The organism is Sciscionella marina DSM 45152 (assembly GCF_000379465.1).
In the GTDB taxonomy this organism is placed as follows: Bacteria; Actinomycetota; Actinomycetes; order Mycobacteriales; family Pseudonocardiaceae; genus Sciscionella; species Sciscionella marina.
Window position 1 is genome coordinate 112,496 of the sequence record NZ_KB905380.1, and the last position, 17,063, is coordinate 129,558.

General features: G+C 69.7%; 15 protein-coding genes. 4 read left to right on the top strand and 11 right to left on the bottom strand.

Annotated features, from left to right (window positions below; genetic code table 11):
* Positions 1 to 162 precede the first annotated feature (162 nt).
* The 3 genes from A37U_RS0100470 (at position 163) to A37U_RS0100480 (ending at position 4,800) form a co-directional block, all read left to right on the top strand.
* Positions 163 to 2,484 (top strand): transketolase-like TK C-terminal-containing protein, encoded by a 2,322-nt coding sequence (locus A37U_RS0100470; RefSeq protein WP_020494628.1) that lies wholly within the window; start codon positions 163 to 165, stop codon positions 2,482 to 2,484.
* 112 nt (positions 2,485 to 2,596) lie between these two features.
* The gene (locus A37U_RS0100475) at positions 2,597 to 3,331 is read left to right on the top strand and encodes a helix-turn-helix domain-containing protein (RefSeq protein WP_020494629.1); all 735 of its coding nucleotides are present in this window, start codon (positions 2,597 to 2,599) and stop codon (positions 3,329 to 3,331) included.
* The gene (locus tag A37U_RS0100480; protein ID WP_020494630.1) at positions 3,331 to 4,800 is read left to right on the top strand and encodes an alpha/beta hydrolase; all 1,470 of its coding nucleotides are present in this window, start codon (positions 3,331 to 3,333) and stop codon (positions 4,798 to 4,800) included. The genes A37U_RS0100475 and A37U_RS0100480 overlap by 1 nt, the downstream gene beginning before the upstream one ends.
* A gap of 282 nt (positions 4,801 to 5,082) precedes the next feature.
* On the opposite strand, the gene A37U_RS0100490 is transcribed toward A37U_RS0100480, so the two are convergent.
* From A37U_RS0100490 to A37U_RS0100505, 4 genes are all read right to left on the bottom strand, one after another.
* A complete protein-coding gene (locus A37U_RS0100490) occupies positions 5,083 to 5,265 on the bottom strand; it encodes a hypothetical protein (protein ID WP_020494632.1) in 183 nt (60 codons plus the stop codon).
* An 87-nt stretch (positions 5,266 to 5,352) separates the two neighbouring features.
* A complete protein-coding gene (locus A37U_RS0100495) occupies positions 5,353 to 5,775 on the bottom strand; it encodes a GreA/GreB family elongation factor (RefSeq protein ID WP_020494633.1) in 423 nt (140 codons plus the stop codon).
* On the bottom strand, positions 5,772 to 5,948 hold the full coding sequence (locus A37U_RS52500; RefSeq protein ID WP_020494634.1) for a hypothetical protein: 177 nt from the start codon (positions 5,946 to 5,948) through the stop codon (positions 5,772 to 5,774). Before A37U_RS52500 ends, A37U_RS0100495 begins: the two co-directional genes overlap by 4 nt.
* A 34-nt stretch (positions 5,949 to 5,982) precedes the next feature.
* Positions 5,983 to 7,221 (bottom strand): NAD(P)/FAD-dependent oxidoreductase, encoded by a 1,239-nt coding sequence (locus A37U_RS0100505; RefSeq protein WP_020494635.1) that lies wholly within the window; start codon positions 7,219 to 7,221, stop codon positions 5,983 to 5,985.
* Between the two features lie 136 nt (positions 7,222 to 7,357).
* On the opposite strand from A37U_RS0100505, the gene A37U_RS0100510 reads away from it, so the two are divergent.
* Positions 7,358 to 8,917 (top strand): PucR family transcriptional regulator, encoded by a 1,560-nt coding sequence (locus A37U_RS0100510; RefSeq protein WP_020494636.1) that lies wholly within the window; start codon positions 7,358 to 7,360, stop codon positions 8,915 to 8,917.
* On the opposite strand, the gene A37U_RS0100515 is transcribed toward A37U_RS0100510, so the two are convergent.
* From A37U_RS0100515 to A37U_RS0100545, 7 genes are all read right to left on the bottom strand, one after another.
* Entirely contained in the window at positions 8,884 to 9,732 is an 849-nt protein-coding gene (locus A37U_RS0100515; RefSeq protein ID WP_157182556.1) for a vWA domain-containing protein, read from the bottom strand. The two genes, A37U_RS0100510 and A37U_RS0100515, sit on opposite strands and share 34 nt — an antisense overlap.
* A 62-nt stretch (positions 9,733 to 9,794) precedes the next feature.
* Positions 9,795 to 9,992, bottom strand: a complete 198-nt coding sequence (locus A37U_RS51205) for a hypothetical protein (protein ID WP_157182557.1) — start codon at positions 9,990 to 9,992, stop codon at positions 9,795 to 9,797.
* Positions 9,993 to 10,013: 21 nt separating this feature from the next.
* Positions 10,014 to 11,900, bottom strand: a complete 1,887-nt coding sequence (locus A37U_RS0100525) for an FAD-binding monooxygenase (RefSeq protein ID WP_026196752.1) — start codon at positions 11,898 to 11,900, stop codon at positions 10,014 to 10,016.
* Positions 11,901 to 11,929: 29 nt separating this feature from the next.
* Complete coding sequence (hpaD, locus tag A37U_RS0100530; protein WP_020494640.1) at positions 11,930 to 12,979, bottom strand: 3,4-dihydroxyphenylacetate 2,3-dioxygenase; 1,050 nt, start codon at positions 12,977 to 12,979, stop codon at positions 11,930 to 11,932.
* Positions 12,976 to 14,487, bottom strand: a complete 1,512-nt coding sequence (gene hpaE, locus A37U_RS0100535; RefSeq protein WP_083933115.1) for a 5-carboxymethyl-2-hydroxymuconate semialdehyde dehydrogenase — start codon at positions 14,485 to 14,487, stop codon at positions 12,976 to 12,978. Before hpaE ends, hpaD begins: the two co-directional genes overlap by 4 nt.
* 2 nt (positions 14,488 to 14,489) lie before the next feature.
* The gene (gene dapA, locus A37U_RS0100540) at positions 14,490 to 15,455 is read right to left on the bottom strand and encodes a 4-hydroxy-tetrahydrodipicolinate synthase (protein ID WP_020494642.1); all 966 of its coding nucleotides are present in this window, start codon (positions 15,453 to 15,455) and stop codon (positions 14,490 to 14,492) included.
* The gene (locus A37U_RS0100545; protein ID WP_020494643.1) at positions 15,452 to 16,966 is read right to left on the bottom strand and encodes a fumarylacetoacetate hydrolase family protein; all 1,515 of its coding nucleotides are present in this window, start codon (positions 16,964 to 16,966) and stop codon (positions 15,452 to 15,454) included. The genes dapA and A37U_RS0100545 overlap by 4 nt, the downstream gene beginning before the upstream one ends.
* Positions 16,967 to 17,063 lie beyond the last annotated feature (97 nt).

Here is a 17,063-nt window from a genome sequence, read left to right on the forward strand (position 1 = left end):
GCACCTTCACTCGCTGTCGAGTGCCGGAGCTTACCAAGACTCCGGCAAACCGTCCCGCATTCCGGCACGACACCCGGTGGCATCGGCGAGCCGGAGCAGTTATCGTCTGTGCCAGATTATAGAACAATGTTCTGTATTACAGCACGGATCGGAGTACCTGCCATGAGAAGCCCGGCACTCAGCCCGCAGTCCCGCGACATCGACTTCCAGACACTGCGCCAAATCGAGCAGCGGGTGCTGTGGCTCTCCTCGGCGATCATCCATCACGCCAACCGGGTGCGGCCGAATCCGAGCGGGCTCAAGGTCGGCGGTCATCAGGCTTCCTCGGCCTCGATGGCGTCCATCATGACCGCCCTGTGGTTCCACCGGCTGCGCCCGCAGGACCGGGTTTCGGTAAAACCGCACGCCGCACCGGTGCTGCACGCGATCAACTATCTGCTGGGCGAGCTGGACGAGTCCTATCTGCCCCGGCTGCGCGAGTTCGGCGGCTTGCAGAGCTATCCCAGCCGCAGCAAGGACCCGGATCCGGTGGACTACTCGACGGGTTCGGTCGGCATCGGTGCCACCGCGCCCATGTGGGGCGCGGTGTCCCGGCGTTATGTGAACTCCCGCGGCGGAAACGCCGGTACCGGACGGCAGTACTCGCTGCTCGGGGACGCCGAACTGGACGAGGGCGCGGTGTGGGAGGCCGTGCTGGACCCGACGGCCACCGAACTGGGCGAGACCGTCTGGATCGTCGACCTGAACCGACAGTCGCTCGACCGCGTCGTCCCCGGTATCGCCGCCGACAAGCTGGCAGGCATGTTCGCCGCGGCGGGCTGGCAGGTGATCACCTGCAAATACGGGCAGCTGCTCGAGGAACTGTTCGCCCGCCCCGGTGGAACGGCGCTGCGCCGGCGCATCGATGCCATGACCAATCCGGAATACCAGCGGCTGCTGCGCTGTCCTGCCCGGGAACTGCGCCGGCGCCTGCCCGGAACCGGCCAGGACGCCGCCCGGATCACCGAACTGCTCGCCGAACTCCCCGACGACACCCTGATCGAGGCCATGGCCAACCTCGGCGGGCACGATCTCGGCGCCCTCGACGAAGCCTTCGACGCGATCGAGGACCACCGCCCCACGGTGATCTTCGCCTACACCGTCAAGGGATACGGGCTGGCCACCAAGGGGCATCCGCAGAACCACTCGGCACTGCTCACCGAGGAACAACTGGGCGAGCTGGCCGCGCGTCTCGGCACGGAGCCGGACCGGCCGTGGCAGCGTTTCCCGGAGGGCAGCGCGGCCCGGATTCTGTGCGCGCGCACCGCGGAACGGCTGCAGCGCCCGCGAACCGAGACCCAGACCGCTCCCCCGGTACCGGCGGACATCGGGCGTACCCCGTCCGGCACCACGACCACCCAGGCTGCGCTGGGTCGGGTACTGCTCGACCTGACCCGGGAGGCACCGGAAACCGCCGGGCGAGTGGTCACCGTCAGCCCGGACGTCAGCTCCACCACCAATCTCGGCGGCTGGGTGAACAAGGTCGGTGTCTGGTCCCCGAACGAGCAGCACGACTGGTTCGCCGACGACGCCGAGACGATCCTGCACTGGCGGGAGAAACCGGCCGGGCAGCACATCGAGCTCGGGATCGCCGAAACCAATCTGGTGAGCCTGCTCGGCGAACTCGGCGCCACCTGGAGCCGCTGGGGCGAGCCGTTGCTGCCGATCGGCATCCTCTACGACCCGTTCGTGGAACGCGCCCTGGAACCGTGGTCCTACGGCATCTACGCGGGCGGGCAGTCCATCCTGATCGGCACCCCGTCCGGGGTTTCGCTGGCCCCCGAAGGCGGTGCCCACCAGTCGATCACCACCCCCTCGATCGGCCTGGAGCAGCCCGGCTGCGTGACCTATGAGCCGGCATTCGCCATCGACACCGAATGGACCCTGCTCGCCACTCTCGCGCAGCTCGGGAAACCCGGGGGCAGCTCGGCCTATCTGCGGTTGTCCACCCGCCCGGTGGATCAGGCGCTCGCGGAGCTGCCCGCCGACCCCGCGGCGCGCGCACGCCGCAGGCGCCAGGTCGTCGCCGGGGCCTACGTACTGCGGCGCCGCGAGAACGCACAGGTCAGCATCGCCGCGATGGGTGCGGTGACCCCGGAAGCGCTCGCCGCCGCCGACCGGCTCGAAGCGAACGGGATCCCCGCCGAGACCATCTGCGTCACCAGCCCCGACCTGCTCTACCGCGCGGTGCGCGCCCGCCAGGGGCACGAGGACAGCGATTCCTGGATCCTGGACCAGGTTTTCCCCGCCGACCGAGCGAGGCCACTGGTCACCGTCCTGGACGGGCACCCGCACACCCTGTCGTTCCTCGCCACCGTCAACCGGGTGCCGACCACCGCGCTCGGCGTGACCCGGTACGGCCAGTCCGGTTCGCTCGAGGACGTCTACCGCCATCACGGCATCGACACCGACAGCATCGTCCGCGCCGCGCTCGATCTCACCTGAGCAATAGCGTGACATAGGACATTTCGGCCGGACGCGGGCCTCGCCCTTGACCATGCCGCGACGGCATGGTTTCGAATGGCGGGGTCGGAACGGCCGAACGGAGTGTGACCTCATGGCATGGAGCACGCGGGAGATCGCCGAGCTCGCGGGCACCAGCCTGCGGGCGGTCCGGCACTACCACGAGGTGGGCCTGCTCGCCGAACCCGAACGTCGCGCCAATGGCTACAAGCAGTACGGCGTGCCGCATCTGGTCCGGCTGCTGCGGATCAAGCGCCTCGTGGATCTGGGCTTCTCGCTGCCCCAGATCGCCGAGATGGGCGAGACCGAGCATCATCCGGAGGAGGCGCTGCGCACCCTCGACGCCGAACTCGCGGCCACCATCGAACGGCTACAGCGCGCCAGGGTTGAGCTCGGCCTCATCCTGGCGCAGTCGGTCCCCGCCGATCTGCCGCCGGAATTCGCCACCGCGGCGGCGAACCAGCCGATATCCGAGACGGAGCGCTCCTTTTTCACCGTGCTGAGCCGGGTGCTCGGCCCGAAAGGCATCGAGGCCTACACCGGCCTGATGCGCAATCCCGTCGCCGATCCCGCCGCCACCGAGTTCGAGAACCTGCCCGCCGACGCCGACGAGCGGACCCGCGCGGAACTGGCCGAGCGCATGGTTTCCTTCGTGCACTCGCTCTATCGGGAGCACCCTGGACTGCGTACGCTGCCCGCCGATGCCCCGCGCGGCGAACAGTTCGCCAGACAGATCACCGGAAGTGCCCTCGCGGAGATCTACAACCCCGCGCAAGTGGACGTCATGGCCCGGCTCGGCGTCCTGCTCACCGCCGGGGAGCAGAGCTGATGCGCAAACCGGTCCTGCTGATCCTCGCCGCGGCACTGGCGGTGCCCCTTTCGCCTGCCGTGGCTTCGGCTCGTGCTCCGGAAACCGTGCAATGGGGCGAATGTCCGTCGGGCACCGCGAAACCGGGCCTCGATTGCGGCACGCTCCGGGTACCCCTGGACTACCGGAATCCCGGTGGCCGGACGATCGAGCTCGCGATCTCCCGGCTGCGCGCCGCCGATCCGGAGAACCGGCGCGGGGTGCTGCTGACCAACTCCGGCGGCCCGGGCGGCGAAGGGCTCACCTTTCCCGCCGTGCTCCGCGATCTCGGCCTGCCGCGCAGCGTGCTGGCGGAGTACGACGCGATCGGGATGGACCCGCGCGGGGTCGCGCACAGCACCCCGGTCACCTGTGCGACTCCCGCAGAGTACTGGAGCAACATTCCCGAGTACCCGCTCGATTCCGCCGACGTCACCACGCGCGCGAAAACCGCCGCGAAGCTAGCGCGCCAGTGCGGCACATCCCGGACCGCCGCGCTGCTTCCGCACATCGACACCACGAACACCGCCCGCGATCTGGACCGGGTGCGGGCGGCACTCGGCGAACCGAGAGCCTCGTACTTCGGCTGGTCCTACGGCAGCTATCTCGGCGCCGTCTACGCCTCGATGTTCCCGGAGCGCACCGACCGGGTCGTGCTCGACAGCTCCACCGGCCCCGGCGGCTGGGACGCGGAACTTTCCAAGAGGTTCGGAAAGGGCTTCGCGGACCGCTTCCCCGACTTCGCGAGATTCGCCGCGACGCATCCCGGATACGGCCTCGGCAACACACCGGAGCAGGTGAAGGCCAAGTACTTCGAACTCGCCGCGCGACTGGACGCGAAGCCGAGCCCGCAGGGCATCAACGGGAAGACCTTCCGCCAGCTCACGTTCGGAAACCTGTACTTCGACGAGAAGCTGCCCTCCCTCGCGGCGGACTGGCAGGCACTCGACACCGGGAAACCGTTGCCACCGGCCGATCCGGCTCCACCGCCCGCGCCCGGTATACCCGGGGACAACTACCTCGCCGCGCAGCTGCACGTGACCTGCAACGACTCCGACTGGCCGGAGAAAGTGCGGAGTTACCGGAAAAACGTCGAGGCGCAACGGTGGGCGCACCCGATGTTCGGTGCCGCCGGGGCGAACATCACCCCGTGCGCATTCTGGCCCGCCGAACGCGAGGAGCCACGGGCCGACATCACCGGCCACGGCCCGGCGAACGTGCTCATCATGCAGAATCTGCGCGATCCGGCGACACCGCTCCCCGGTGCCCGGAAAATGCGCGCGGCCCTCGGCCACCGGGCCAGGATGGTCACCGCGGACCAGGGCGGGCACACCGCGTATCTCCGCTACCACAACACCTGCGCCGACGACGCCGTGACGAACTTCCTCACCACCGGTGCACGGCCACGGAAAGACCTGGCCTGCGGACAACCGGGTTCCGGCAAACCATGAACAACCGAGTGGATTCCGGCATTCTCGTGCTGGGCCGACGTTTGTCCTGCCTGCGAAATCGACCGCGCACACCTTCGAAGACGCATCGGGGGAGTCCACGCCCCCATCGGACCGGGCAAGCGCGGCTGGATCACCGGATTATGGTTGAGGGGTAACGGTTGTGGCTCGGGTGGTGTCGCTCTCGGGGCAAGGCGATCGGCAGGGCCGGTGCCAGCTCCCCCACCAGCCGGAATGTGTCCCCGGCCGGAAACATGAACTCGAGCCCGATACCGCCGCACACCATCACGACCGCAACCAGTCGCGAATACACCGGCACACCCGACTCCCCGTCCACTGCCGGTTCCGGTCCCGTGCCGTCTCCGGGGAACTGCGCAGGGCGACCAGTACCAGCAGCGCACCCGCGATCAGGTAGTAGGCGGGCGAACGGCTGTCCCCGGTGACCTCGACCGGCAGCGAGGCGACCAACGGTGCGGTCCCGCCGAGCGTCGGCGAGCACGGTCATGCGTTCACCCGGGGTTCCCCTCTCCGGAGAGCCCCGGGTCGGCGCGGCATTCAGTGCCGGTGATCCACTCCGTAGGGCACCGCGCGAAGCAGGGTCACTCCGACCGTGGCCCCACTGGGCACCTGATAGGCACGCCGCTCCCCCTGCCGGGCCCCGAGCACCGCGGCGCCGAGCGGTGATCCGGGCGAGTACGCGGCGAGCGCGCTGTCCTCCCCGGCGCTGGCGCCGAGCAGGAAGGTCTCCGGTTCCGGATCGTCGTCGAACCGGACGGTGAGCACCATGCCGGGTTCGGCGATCCCGTCGTCCGGTGGCCGGGTGCCCACCACCGCGTCGTCCAGCAGTGCCCGCAAGGCGCGGATGCGCGCGCCGCGATGGTCGGGGCCGCCGGCCTGCTCCGCGGCACCGGCATCGGTGAGCTCCGCCAGTTCGGCGCGCAACTGCGCATAGTCCTGCTCACTCAGCCAGGTCGTCATCGGTCCTCTCCCCTTCCGCGCAGCAGCCCGACATCCTTGGCGAATCCGGTCGCGAGCCGGACCAGCGCGTCCCGTTCGGTGCGCAACAGTTCGTTCTCCGAGCGCAGCCAGTGCAGTTCGGCGAGCTCCGCCGGACCGAGCGCGGCCCCGTTCTCGGGATGCGATACGGACATGACCTTGTTCCTCTCCTGTCAGCGTTTCTGCCCGTCACCGCAACGGATCGAAGGCGCGCAGCACCTCGGGTTGTTTGCCGGTGGTGATCTGTTCGGCGAGCAGCCGCCCGGTGACCGGTCCATGGGTGAAACCCCACATGCCGTGCCCGCCCGCCACATAGCAACCGGGCGCGACCGAACCGATCAGCGGGCGGCCGTCCGGGCTCACCGGTCGCGGTCCGACCCACTCGTCGTGCCGCCGCTCCCAGTCCACACCGGTGAGCAGCGGACGCGCGGAGGCGATGATCGCCTCGATCCTGGCCTGGTAGAGCGGATCGTCCGGGCCGCGGAATTCCATGGTCCCGGCCACCCGCAGCGCGCCCTGGTACGGCGTGCACGCCACCCGCACCCCGGGCAGGTAGATCGGACCGGGTACCGGTTCCTCGGTCGGCACGGTGAACGAGTAGCCGCGCCCGGCACGCACCGGCACCCGGACACCCCAGTCCTTGGCGAGACCGCCGAACCAGGCCCCGGTCGCCAGCACCACCGCGTCCGCGCCGAGGAACTCGCCAGTCCGCGTACGCACCCCGATCCGGCCCGCCTCGACGACCTCGAACGGAGCCAGGATCCGCGCTCCCCGTTCGCGCACCGCATCGGCAAGCGAGGCGACGAACCCGCCCGGGTCCACGTAGCACTGCCCGTCCAGCCGGATCCCCGCGCCGATGCGCTCGGACAGCTGCGGCAGCTGCGCGCGCACCTGTGGCCCGGTCAGTGCGGCATAGTCGAGCTCCTGCCCGGCCGTGGTGAGCCGTTCGAACTCGCGCAGCAGCCCGACCGCCTCCCGGCCGTTCTCGAACACCGCGGTGATCGGTGCCCGCTCGGTCCGCGCCGCCACCCCATTGGCGGTCAGCACCTCGAAGGCTTCCAGGCACTCCTCGTTCAGCGGCAGGTTCGCCCGCATCGCCCTGGTCCAGCTTCCCCAGCCGCAGTGCGCGGCGAAGCGCAGCAGGAACCGCCACAGTCCGGGATCCGGGGTCATCGGCACGTGCAACGGGGCACCCGGATCGAGCAGTGAGCGCAGTCCGTAGCGCAGCACACCGGGCTCGTTCAGCGGGACTGCGAGGCCCGGCGACAGATAGCCGGCGTTGCCCCAGGAAGCCCCGGCGGCCACCCCGTCCCGGTCCACCACGGTGACCTCGACACCGCGCTCCTGCAGGAACCAGGCGGTGGACAGGCCGACGATTCCCGCCCCCACCACCACCGCGGACCTCGGCTCACCGGTCGTCCCCGCCATTCGCCACCTCCATGTCTGTACGCCGTTCGGTTAACACCGAGCGTGGCCGACCGGGGCGTCGGAGGCGTTGTCGTATTCGTACAATCGATGACAACGGAATTGTCGGATTTCTACCGGTACGGAGGATCGGGAACCGATGGTGAAACTGCACCGCCTGATCACCGTGCTCGGCGGGTACGGCGCCCGGCTGGTCGGGCCCCGGCCCGCGGGCGAGACCGATCTGCGCAGCGTGGCGATGCACGACGGCACCGAGGAGATGCCCGCGACCGGGGACGTGTTCCTCGCGGTCGGGGTTCCCGAACCGGCCGAGGCCGTGCGGCTGGCCGAGGCGGCCCGGGCCGCGGTGCTCGTGGTGCGCACCGATCCGGAAACGGCCGCGGAACTGGGCGCCGCGGCGGCCGGGCACCGGATCGCGGTGCTGACCGCCGATCCCGCGGTGTCCTGGAGCCAGCTCGCCGAGGTGGTGTACGGGATGGTCTTCGAGGGCCGCGAGACCGAGTCCGGCCGCGGCCCGAGCGACCTGTTCGCCCTCGCCGACACGGTCGCGGCCGCGATGGGCGCCCCGGTGACCATCGAGGACCGGCTCTGCCGGGTGATCTCCTACTCCAGCAGGCAGCACGACGCCGATCCGGTGCGGCACGAGACGATCCTGGGCAGGCGGGTGCCCGAGGCGGTCCGCGAACTGTTCGAGCAGCGCGGTGTGTTCACGCACCTCACGCACTCCGATGCACCGCTGTTCGTCCCGGCCGCCCCGGAACACGGGCTGCGCGGGCGGATGGTGATCGCGGTGCGGGCCGGCCGGGAACTGCTCGGCTCGCTCTGGGTGACCTGTGATGCGCCGTTGACGGGCACACCCTCGCGGTTGCTGTGCGACAGCGCGCACACGGTGGCGCTGCACCTGCTGCGTTCCCGGGTGAGCGCCGACCTGGAACGGCAGGTGGAGTCCGAGCTGGTGATCCAGCTGCTGGAGGCCGGGCCGGATCCGGGCGCGGTGATCGGCAAGCTCGGCCTGCCGCCGGGGACCGCGCGGGTCATCGCCGTGCAGGCGCACGCGGGCGGAGAACGGCACGCCGCGATCATGCTCGCCTTCGAGCACGCCACCACCGGATTCGGCTGGTCCCGCCCGGGGCGCAGTGCCCTGTTCGGCGCAGGCGTCTACACCGTCCTGCCCTGCGGAGACGACCCCGCGCCCGCCCAGGACTGGCTGGCCGAGCTGTTCGCGAGCCTGCCCGCGCACGTCGATGCCACGGCCGGGATCGGCGCCCCGGCGCTGCCCGCCGAGCTGGCCGCGAGCAGGCGGGAGGCCGATGAGAGCCTGGCACTGCACAGCAGCACGCCGCGGACTCCGCCGGTCTGCTACGACGAGTCCTGGGACCGGATCGTGCTGCAGCGGCTGCGCACCGCCGCGGCCTCCGGGCGCACTCCGAGCCGCGGCCCGATCGCCGATCTGGCCGGCCACGACGCCGCGCACGGCACCGAGTATCTGCCGACCCTGCGCGCCTGGCTGCTCGCCCAGGGCGAACTGCCCACCACCGCGCATCGGCTGAACGTGCACCCCAACACGGTGCGGCACCGGCTGCGCAGGATGGGCGAGGTCACCGCGCTCGGCCTGGACGATCCACAGCGCAGGCTGGCCATGATGATCATGCTGGCGGCCGCGGATCAGGAGGCCGCGGTACCCCTGGACACCGAATGAGCGCGCGCCCGTTCGCCGGCGAACAGACCGAACAGGGCGGCCGCGATCAGCGCCGCCACCGCCATCCCGAGGAACGGCCTGCTCACACTGGAGCGCACCACGTCGTAGCCGATCCGGTCGCGCAGCGCGGAGTAGGCCTCCTGGAGTTCGGGAACGCTGTCCGCCTTGACCGAGGTCCCACCGGACACCGCTGCGAGCCTGCGCAGTGCGTCCGGATGACTGCCCTGGTCCGCGGCACCGACGAGGAAGGTGTCCACCGGGATGTGTGCCCGCGCGCACTCCGCCGCCGAAGCGAACTCCTCCGGCCCGATTCCGGTACCGTCACCGAGCAGCACGATCCGCTCCGGTACCGGGGTCGCGGGCACCGTCGAGCGGGTCGCCCGCAGCGCCTCGGCGACCATGTCCGGTTGCCCGGCGCCGTGCTCCTTGCCTGCCCGCTCGAGCGCGGCCAGGACCGGTGCCCGTTCCGGTGTCGGCGGGACCGTCATGGCGGATGAACCGGTCACCAGGCCGAGCGCGATTCCCGGGGTGGTGGTCCAGACGAGTCCGTTCGCCGCGGCGAGTCCGTGGCCCGGGCGTGCCCCGTCCAGGGCCAGGGTGAGCTCTCCCTGGTTCCGTGGCACCGGGTTCGGTGCGAGTGGTTCGGCGAACCCGATGGTCAGCGCGAGACAGCCGAGCAACCCCAGTACGGCCCCGGCATGGCCGGTAGCCGGCAACCGGTGTCTGCGCGCCAGCCGGACATAGCCGAGCACCAGCGCGGCGATCGGCACGAGCAGCACGAACCACAGCGGTTTCCCGAATCCATCGATGCCCACCCCACCAGTGAACCTCACCCGGGATGCGGAGCCGGTGAACACCCCGCACCGGGAGGCTGGTGTCAGTGATCGTGCTGACCACGACCGGCGAGCACCAGCACCAGGAAGACGGGGATGAGGACGGCGATGACGATGATTTCCTGCACGGTGGATCGACTTTCGGGGTTCGGGCTGGCCAGGGAGGTCACCGTTCGATAACGGCTCATCTTGTGTGTCGCCGCGGCCCGCGTCCGCGTTACCGGGTCCGCGGAACGCTTCACACCGACCTCATCACCGGCCCGTCACCGGCTCTCGGCAACCCCGCAGAGCCCGGCGAAGAACGCCGCCAGTTCCCCGGTCGCCCGCAGCGGAAACACCCCGGCGACATACTGATCCGGGCGGACGAGCACGATCGCGCCGTCCCGGTCGATCTCCCGCGCGGTGAAGATGTCCTCGTCCGGACCGGCGGCGTAGACCAGTTCGTAGTCGACCACCTGATACGGGCCGACCTTCGGCAGGTGCGCCCGTGGCACCCGGCCGAGATCCACGCCGGTGTGGGCTTGCTGATAGATCACCTTCACGTCGAACCAGGCGTCCGGGTCCCCGTCCGGCGGCGAGTACGCGCGCACCGGCGAGTCCGGGGATCCGGTGATCCACCCGGCGAACTCGGTCGCCTCCGAGGGTTCACCGGCCGCGGGACGGTCGGCGAACACGTAGATCCGCCAGCGCCCGTCGGCGCGGTGATGGTGGCCGAGGTGCACCGGGTTCCCGTCACAGACCCGGGTCACCGGATGGGATTTGAACCGCTTGCCGACCGGGAACCCACGCGCCAGATCCTGGTGGGTGTCCGCGCCGACGATCATCGAGGGCTGGTACCGCGTCATCAGCCCGGCGGGGAACTCCGCGGTCTTGACGTAGAACTCCTCCAGTTCGGCCGGATCCTCCAGCTCGTCCGGCCTCGCGGCCATCAGGCTCGACCACCGCCGGTCGAACTCGATCAGGTCCTGCGCGATCACCTGGCGTTCCGCGGAGTACGTGTCCAGCAGCGTCCCGGGAGCCCGCCCGTCCAGTACGTGCCCGAGTTTCCAGGCGATGTTCCAGCCGTCCTGCATGGACACGTTCATGCCCTGCCCCGCCTTGGCGCTGTGCGTGTGGCAGGCGTCCCCGGTGATGAACACCCGGGGCGTGCGGGCGCCCACGAGTCCGGCGGGCACATCGTCGAACTTGTCGGTGAGCCGGTGCCCGACCTCGTACACGCTGCGCCAGGCGACGTGCTTCACCCGCAGCGTGTACGGATGCAGGATCACGTTGGCGCGCGCCTCCACCTCCTCCTGCGTGGTGTTCCGCACCGCCCCGCCGTCGTCCTCGCGCACCTCGCCGAGATCCACGTACATCCGGAACAGATGGTTGCCCTCGCGCGGAATGTGCAGGATGCTGCCGCCGTCGTGCGACTGGATCGCGCATTTGGTGCGGATGTCGGGGAAATCGGTCTCGGCGAGCACATCCATCACGCCCCAGGCGTGGTTGGCCCGATCCCCGGTGAGCTCGCGCCCGATCGATTCGCGCACCCTGCTCCGCGCCCCGTCGCAGCCGATCACGTACTTGGCGCGCACGGTCCGTTCCGGTTCCCCCTCCCGGCGCAGGGTCACGGTGACCGGGTACTCCCCTTGCCCGGCGATATCGAGGGTGACGAACTCGTAGCCGTAATCCGGTTCCACGCGCGCGGGGGCGTTGCGCGCCGACTCGGCGAAGTAGTCCAGCACCCGCGCCTGGTTGACGATCAGGTGCGGGAACTCGCTCACCCCTTCCGGGTCATCGGGTGCCAGCGCCGCGCGCACGATGTTCTCCGGATGCTCCGGATCCGGTTTCCAGAAGGCCATCTCGGTGATCCGGTAGGCTTCCTCGACGATCCGGCCGGCGAACCCGAAGGCCTGGAAGGTCTCCACGCTGCGCGCCTGGATACCGTCCGCCTGGCCGATTTCGAGCCGCCCCGGGCGCTGGTCGACGATCCGCGTGACGACACTCGGGAACTGGGCCAGCTGGGCGGCCGCGATCATCCCCGCGGGGCCGCTGCCCACGATGAGCACGTCGACCTCGTCGGGAAGCTCCGCGGGCCGGTCGATCCCGGTACCGGCCGCTGGCTGCACCCGGGGATCGCCGGACACGTATCCATGGTGGTGAAACTGCACGAACTCTCCTCAGTGCGCGCCGGTGCGGGTCACAACGAATTGCCGAGTTTGAAGCCCGAGCTCTCGTCCTTGCGCGTGTAGGAGAACCCGTCGGCGCCCACCGTCACGGCCATCTCGCTGCTGTCCGTGCGCTGCTGCAGTGGCTGCGGTTCGCCGTCCAGGTCGAGCACCGCGGAGGCTTCGGTGTACCAGGAGGGCACCACCGGATTGCCCCACCAGTCCCGGCGCTGATTGTCGTGCACGTCCCAGGTCACCACGGGATTGTCCGGGTCACCGGTGTAGTAGTCCTGAGTGTAGATCTCCACCCGGTGCCCGTCCGGATCGCGGATGTAGAGGTAGAAGGCATTGGAGACGCCGTGCCGTCCCGGTCCGCGCTCGATGATGTCGGACCGGCGCAGCGCCCCGAGTTTGTCGCAGATGGACAGGATGTTGTGCTTCTCATGGGTGGCGAACGCCACGTGGTGCAGCCGCGGCCCGTCCCCGCCGGTGAGCGCGGTGTCGTGCACGGTGTCCTTGCGCCGCAACCAGGCCGCGTAGGTGGTGCCTTCCTCGTCCTGGATGTCCTCGGTCACCCGGAAACCCAGTTCCTCCAGGTACTCCCGCCCCTTCGGCACGTCCGGGGTGACCTGGTTGAAGTGGTCCAGCCGCACCAGGGCGCCCGGGGTGTAGAGGTCGTAGCGCCAGGCCAGCCGCTCGACGTGCTCGACCTCGTAGAAGAACTCGTACGGGAAACCGAGCGGATCGGTGACCCGGACCGCGTCGCCGATCCCCTTCACGAAACCGTCCGCGCGGCGTTCGGTGCGGCAGCCGCGCGCGGCGAACCATGCCTGGGCACGGTCTACGTCCTCCGGGGTGCGCACCCGGAAGCCGAACGCGGCCGCGGCGGCCACCGGCCCCTTGCGCAGCACCAGATTGTGGTGGATGAATTCCTCGAGCGAACGCAGGTAGATCGCGTTCTCGTCCTCCTCGGTGACCACGAGCCCCAGAGTGTCCACATAGAACTCCCGGGAAGCGGCGAGATCGGTCACCACCAGCTCCAGGTAGGCGCACCGGAGGATGTCGGGTGGGGTGTCGCTCATCCTCGGTCCTCTTCTCCGACGCCGAACTTCGGGGTGTGCACGGGAGCCAGCGAAATGTGCATGGCCTGCTGGTCGGAGTAGAAGTCCAGAGACCGGTAACCGCCCTCGTGCCCGAGGCCGGATGCCTTGACCCCGCCGAAGGGAGTGCGCAGATCCCGCACGTTGTGCGAGTTGAGCCAGACCATGCCCGCGTCGATGCCCTGCCCGAAATTGTGCGCGCGTTCCAGGTCCGCCGTCCATACGTACGCGGCGAGCCCGTAACGGACGTCGTTGGCCAGCCGCAGCGCCTCCTCGTCGGTGTCGAACGGGGTGATCGCCACGACCGGGCCGAAGATCTCCTCCTGAAAGATCCGTGCGCTCGGCGGCACATCCACGAACACGGTCGGCGCCACGTAGTTGCCCGATTCCAGCCCGGCCGGACGGCCCCCGCCCGCGGCCAGTTTCGCCTCGGTCTTGCCGATCTCGATGTACTCGGTCACCTTCGCGTAGTGCTCCGGGTGCACCAGCGCGCCGACCTCGGTCGCCGGATCGTGCGGATTGCCGACCTCGATGTTCTCCGCCCGCTGCACATACCGCGCGACGAACTCGTCGTAGATGGCTCGCTCCACCAGGATCCGGCTGCCGGCGGTGCAGCGCTCCCCGTTCAGCGAGAACACTCCGAACACGGTCGAGTCGATCGCGGCGTCCAGATCGGCGTCGGCGAACACCACGGCCGGGCTCTTGCCACCGAGCTCCATGGAAAGACCCTTGAGCGTGGGCGCGGCGTTCGCGAAGATCAGCTTGCCGGTCGCGGACTCCCCGGTGAACGAGATCAGCTGCACGTCCTCGTGTTTGACCAGCGCGTCGCCGGCTTCCTCGCCGATTCCGTTGACGAGGTTGAACACCCCGTCCGGCACCCCGGCCTCGCGGAAGATCTCCGGCCACAGGCTCGCCGAGAGCGGGGTGAACTCGGCGGGTTTGAGCACCACCGTGCAACCGGAGGCCAGTGCGGGCGCCAGTTTCCAGCTCTCCAGCATGAACGGGGTGTTCCACGGCGTGATCAGCCCGGCGACCCCCTTCGGTTTGCGGTTGACGTAGTTGACCTGTTTGCCCGGCACCTTGTAGGTGTCATCGGACTGGGCCACGATCAGGTCCGCGAAAAACCGGAAGTTCTCCGCGGCGCGCCGTGCCTGGCCGAGCGCCTGGGTGATCGGCAACCCGGAATCGAAGGTCTCCAGTTCGGCGAGCCGTTCGTCGCGGGACTCCACGATGTCCGCGATCCGGTTCAGCACCCGGGCACGTTCCCGTGACAGCATCCGCGGCCAGGGGCCCTCGTCGAAGGCGGCGCGGGCCGCGACGACGGCGCGATCGATATCGCCCTGTTTTCCCGCCGCCGCCTCGAGGTAGTTCTCATTGGAGACCGGATCCAGGACGCCGAAGGTATCCCCGTCGATGCTGTCGGTGAACTCGCCACCGATGAAGTGCTGGATCCGCTCCGGCAGATTCTCCGGCACGTGCTGCACGGCCATGCTCATTCCCCTCCGTCGATGGTGTCGTCGTGCTCGACCGGTGACAGATAGTCCGCACCGTCCGCGAGCAGTGCGCGGATCTTCTCCTTGCCCGGTTCGGTCGGCGTGATCAGCGGCGGCCGCACGTATTCGGAGCTGATCAGTCCGCGTTCGCGCAGCACCCATTTCACCGGCGCCGGGTTGGTCTCCACGAAGATCAGGTCCACCAGGGGATGCAGGCCGTAGTGGATGTCCAGCGCGTCCTGGAGCCGTCCCGCGTGGAAGGCCTCGTACATCCGTTTGGTGGCCGCCGGGGCGATGTTCGCGGTGGCGCTGACGAAGCCGGTGCCCCCGAGCGCGAGCAGTGGCAGGCACAGCAGCTCGATCCCGGACCACACCAGCAGATCCCGGCCCGCCGCCTTGATCACGTGCGAGAAGTGCTCGAAGTCCTTGGTGGTCTCCTTGACACCCACGAAGTTCGGCACATCCCGGTGCAGCCGCGCGACCGTCTCCGGGGCGATCTCCACCGCGGTCCGGCTCGGCACGTTGTAGGCGATGATCGGCAGATCCGGGTACTCGGCGGCGATCCGGGAGTACCAGACGTACAGCGCTTCCTGGGTGGGGCGCGCGTAGTACGGCGTGATGATCAGTGCCGCGTCGATGCCCGCATCGTAGGCCGCACCGGTGAGCTCGACGGTCTCGTCCAGTTTGGCCGAACCGGTGCCCGGAACGACCGGGGCGCGCCCGTCCACTGTCTTGACCACGGTGCGGATCGCCTCCGCCCGTTCGGCGACCGTCTGCGCGCTCGGCTCACCGGTGGAGCCGCCGATGGAAACCCCGTCGGAACCCTGCTTGAGCTGCCATTCGACGAGATTCGCCAGCGAGGTGTGGTCCACCTCGCCCTCAGCGGTGAACGGGGTGACCACCGGTGCGATCGATCCGGTCAGTTGCTCGGGGCGGGTACGCCAGGCACCTGCTCGGTTGCTCATTCGGATTCCTTCCTGGTTGTGCGCTCTGCTTCGTACCGTTCCCGCCACTGCCCGCTCAGCGGGTAGAGCCCGTCCACGGCGGCCCCCTCGGCGACGCACGCGGCGATCCACTCCTCCTCGGCCTCCTGCTCGATCGCGGCCTCGAGCACCGTGCCGAGCAGCGCGGGCGGGATGACCAGAACCCCGTCGTCATCACCGACGATCACGTCACCCGGCTGCACGCTCGTGCCGCCACAGGCCACGGTGATGTCGCGGTCCCACGGCACATGGCGGCGCCCGAGCACGGCCGGATGCGGGCCCGCGGAGAAGGTGGGGATGTCCAGCTCGGCGACCGCGGTCCAGTCCCGCACCCCGCCGTCGGTGACGATCCCCGCCGCGCCGTTGACCTGGGCGCGCAGGGCCAGGATGTCGCCGACCGTTCCGGTGCCGCGTTCCCCGCGCGCCTCGACCACGAGCACATCGCCCGGGCCCAGCGCGTCGAAGGCCCGCTTCTGCGCGTTGTACCCGCCGCCGTGTTCGCGGAACAGGTCCTCGCGGGCCGGGACGAACCGCAGTGTGCGGGCCCGCCCGATCAGCTTCCGGCCCGGCTGGTTGGTGCGCACCCCGTCGATCGAGACCTGGTTGTAGCCGTGCTTGCGCAGCTGCGCGGACAGGGTTGCCACCCCGACCGTGCGCAGTTTCGCCACCAGTTCCCCGGTGAGTTCGAACGGCGCGGGCAGTCCGGCGGCCTCCCGGCTCCCCCACGCTTCGGCCCGCTGGTGATCGTCCACGACGGGTTGCGCGCTGTACTCCGGAAGCGGATGCGTGCCCTCGGCGACGGTGGTGCGCAGCCGCCCGCTGCGGTGCTCGCTGTCCGGGACATCCACCTCCACCTCGAGCACATCGCCGGGCGCCACCACCGAGGAACCGGCCGGTGTCCCGGTCAGCACCACATCCCCGGGTTCGAGGGTGATCATCTGGGAGAGGTCGGCGACCAGTTCGGCGAAGGGGAACACCACGGTACCGGCGGAATCCTGCTGTTCGAGCTTGCCGTTGACCCAGGTGCGCACCCGCAGCGCGGCGGGGTCGATCCCGGCGGCCGGGATGAGCTCCGGGCCGAGCGGGGTGTAGCCGTCGCCGCCTTTGGAGCGCAGATTCGAGCCCTTGTCGGCGGCCCGCAGATCGTAAACGCCGAGGTCGTTGGCTGCGGTCACCCCGGCCACGTGCGACCAGCCCTGCTCCGGCGTGATCCGGCGCGCGGTTTTCCCGATGACCAGGGCGATCTCCCCTTCGAAGGCCAGCAGTTCGGCACCGGGCGGGCGTTCCACGGTCTGCCCGGTGATCGCCAGCGAGGTCACGGGTTTGAGGAAGTACGACGGTTTGGCCGGAGCCCTGCCACGCTGGGCGATCCGCGAGGGATAGTTCAGGTGCAGCCCGATCACCTTGCCCGGGCGCCCGACGAGCGGGTGCCGGACCGGGTCCCCGGCTGGAACAGAGCCTTCGGTGGGCGAACGGACGGCGTCGTACGTCATGGTCAAATCGTATACGATGAGATATCTGATCTCAAGATCGAGGGCGTGCCCCACTCAGCGGACCCCGCCGCTCGGGCATGATGGAGTGCCGAACCAG

Bases quoted from the DNA above. Each gene is read 5' to 3' on its own strand.
- hpaD (WP_020494640.1), bottom strand. From the start codon at position 12,979: ATGAGCGACACCCCACCCGACATCCTCCGGTGCGCCTACCTGGAGCTG.
- hpaE (WP_083933115.1), bottom strand. From the start codon at position 14,487: ATGGCCGTGCAGCACGTGCCGGAGAATCTGCCGGAGCGGATCCAGCAC.
- A37U_RS52500 (WP_020494634.1), bottom strand. From the start codon at position 5,948: ATGTCCGTATCGCATCCCGAGAACGGGGCCGCGCTCGGTCCGGCGGAG.
- A37U_RS0100510 (WP_020494636.1), top strand. From the start codon at position 7,358: ATGGTGAAACTGCACCGCCTGATCACCGTGCTCGGCGGGTACGGCGCC.
- A37U_RS0100480 (WP_020494630.1), top strand. From the start codon at position 3,331: ATGCGCAAACCGGTCCTGCTGATCCTCGCCGCGGCACTGGCGGTGCCC.
- A37U_RS0100505 (WP_020494635.1), bottom strand. From the start codon at position 7,221: ATGGCGGGGACGACCGGTGAGCCGAGGTCCGCGGTGGTGGTGGGGGCG.
- A37U_RS0100475 (WP_020494629.1), top strand. From the start codon at position 2,597: ATGGCATGGAGCACGCGGGAGATCGCCGAGCTCGCGGGCACCAGCCTG.
- A37U_RS0100545 (WP_020494643.1), bottom strand. From the start codon at position 16,966: ATGACGTACGACGCCGTCCGTTCGCCCACCGAAGGCTCTGTTCCAGCC.
- dapA (WP_020494642.1), bottom strand. From the start codon at position 15,455: ATGAGCAACCGAGCAGGTGCCTGGCGTACCCGCCCCGAGCAACTGACC.
- A37U_RS0100495 (WP_020494633.1), bottom strand. From the start codon at position 5,775: ATGACGACCTGGCTGAGTGAGCAGGACTATGCGCAGTTGCGCGCCGAA.
- A37U_RS0100470 (WP_020494628.1), top strand. From the start codon at position 163: ATGAGAAGCCCGGCACTCAGCCCGCAGTCCCGCGACATCGACTTCCAG.